General features: G+C 48.2%; 10 tRNA genes and 1 rRNA gene. All 11 read left to right on the top strand.

The annotated features are described in order from the left end of the window. Positions 1-88, top strand: a 5S ribosomal RNA gene (gene rrf / locus KNP93_RS15535); the annotation flags it as partial. A 72-nt stretch (positions 89-160) separates the two neighbouring features. Further along, positions 161-236, top strand: a tRNA-Asp gene (locus tag KNP93_RS15530). A gap of 27 nt (positions 237-263) precedes the next feature. Continuing rightward, a tRNA-Phe gene (locus KNP93_RS15525) sits at positions 264-339 on the top strand. Between the two features lie 8 nt (positions 340-347). After that, positions 348-423 (top strand) — tRNA-Thr (locus KNP93_RS15520). 10 nt (positions 424-433) lie between these two features. After that, positions 434-509 (top strand) — tRNA-His (locus KNP93_RS15515). 25 nt (positions 510-534) lie between these two features. Beyond that, positions 535-610 (top strand) — tRNA-Lys (locus KNP93_RS15510). Between the two features lie 9 nt (positions 611-619). Continuing rightward, positions 620-703: transfer RNA gene (locus tag KNP93_RS15505), tRNA-Leu, on the top strand. Positions 704-714: 11 nt separating this feature from the next. Continuing rightward, positions 715-789, top strand: a tRNA-Gly gene (locus KNP93_RS15500). Between the two features lie 36 nt (positions 790-825). Further along, positions 826-908, top strand: a tRNA-Leu gene (locus tag KNP93_RS15495). Positions 909-916: 8 nt separating this feature from the next. Further along, positions 917-990 (top strand) — tRNA-Arg (locus tag KNP93_RS15490). A 5-nt stretch (positions 991-995) separates the two neighbouring features. Continuing rightward, positions 996-1,072, top strand: a tRNA-Pro gene (locus KNP93_RS15485). Positions 1,073-1,253 lie beyond the last annotated feature (181 nt).

Here is a 1,253-nt window from a genome sequence, read left to right as displayed (position 1 = left end):
CCGTTCCCATGCCGAACACGGAAGTTAAGCACTTGAACGCCGAAAGTAGTTGGGGGCTTCCCCCTGTGAGGATAGGACGTTGCCAGGCATACTTTTTTAATAAAGTATTTGACAATTTTGACTGATTGATATAGTATTATAGAAGTCGTCAAGTTACCACGGTCCTGTGGTGTAGCGGTTAACATGCCTGCCTGTCACGCAGGAGATCGCGGGTTCGAATCCCGTCAGGACCGCCATTTTTATTTACCGAAACTTTTTAGTATGGCTTTGTAGCTCAGTCGGTAGAGCAGAGGACTGAAAATCCTCGTGTCGGCGGTTCGATTCCGTCCAAAGCCACCATTACACCTGCCGGTGTAGCTCAGCTGGTAGAGCAACTGACTTGTAATCAGTAGGTCGCGGGTTCGACTCCTGTTGCCGGCACCATCTTAATATGGCGGTTGTGGCGAAGTGGTTAACGCACCGGATTGTGATTCCGGCATTCGTGGGTTCAATTCCCATCAGTCGCCCCATTTTATTTTTAACTTCATACTATTTGTGTCATTAGCTCAGTTGGTAGAGCATCTGACTTTTAATCAGAGGGTCGCAGGTTCGAATCCTGCATGACACACCATTTTTTTATGCGGGTGTGGCGGAATTGGTAGACGCGCTAGATTTAGGATCTAGTGTCTTTGACGTGGGGGTTCAAGTCCCTTCACCCGTACCATTTATATTTATGCGGAAGTAGTTCAGTGGTAGAATACGACCTTGCCAAGGTCGGGGTCGCGGGTTCGAATCCCGTCTTCCGCTCCAATTTTTTCATATAAGAAACATCAAATAGCATAATTTGCGGTCGTGGCGGAATGGTAGACGCGCTAGGTTGAGGGCCTAGTGGTGGCAACACTGTGGAGGTTCAAGTCCTCTCGACCGCACTTATTATGCACCCTTAGCTCAGCTGGATAGAGTACTTGACTACGAATCAAGGGGTCGGGAGTTCGAATCTCTCAGGGTGCACTTTTCGGGAAGTAGCTCAGCTTGGTAGAGCACTTGGTTTGGGACCAAGGGGTCGCAGGTTCGAATCCTGTCTTCCCGACCATTATTTTTCATATCGGACTTTGAAAACTGAACGATGAGGCAAAAAACGTATCTTTGGATACAAACAATGAATGAAGCGCAAGCTTCGTCAATGTGACTTCGGTCACACAACGAGCAAGTCAAACACTTTATGGAGAGTTTGATCCTGGCTCAGGACGAACGCTGGCGGCGTGCCTAATACA

The sequence above is a fragment of the Exiguobacterium sp. s166 genome (genome assembly GCF_018618855.1).
Classification (GTDB): domain Bacteria; phylum Bacillota; class Bacilli; order Exiguobacteriales; family Exiguobacteriaceae; genus Exiguobacterium_A.
Note: the sequence above shows the minus strand (reverse complement) of the source record. Positions and strands in the feature narration are given on the sequence as shown.